Raw genomic sequence first — 450 nt, forward strand, 5'->3', positions numbered from 1 at the left:
AGACAACGAAAAACTGCTCCGCCTCCAGCGCGGGGAGCCGGTGGTCTACCTCCATCCCGAGGACGCCGCCGAACGCGGCATCGAAGACGGCGATACCGTCGAGGTGTTCAACGACCTGGCATCGGTCAAACTGCAGGCGAAGCTCTACCCGAGCAGCCAGCGCGGCACGGCGCGGATGTACTTCGCCTGGGAGCGGTTCCAGTTCGACGGCGACACGGACTTCAATTCGCTCGTCCCGATGTACATGAAGCCGACGCAGTTGGTCCAGTATCCGGAAGACTCCGGCGAACACCTCTACTTCTTCCCCAACTACTGGGGGCCGACGGGGGTCAACAGCGACGTCCGCGTCGACGTGCGGAAAGGCGGGGGTGATGCCGAATGAGCACCGACGACGGGCCAGCAGCACAGACCGACGGCGACGGGGTCGACCTCGCCGACGGTGTCGACCAT

The 450-nt window shown here is 64.7% G+C and carries 1 protein-coding gene; it reads left to right on the forward strand.

What is annotated here, in order from left to right:
* On the forward strand, window positions 1–382 hold a 382-nt coding region (locus tag D3D02_RS19780), incomplete at its 5' end, for a molybdopterin dinucleotide binding domain-containing protein (protein WP_304999813.1).
* Window positions 383–450 lie beyond the last annotated feature (68 nt).

This window comes from Halobellus sp. Atlit-38R (genome assembly GCF_003665925.1).
GTDB lineage: Archaea > Halobacteriota > Halobacteria > Halobacteriales > Haloferacaceae > Haloquadratum > Haloquadratum inordinatus.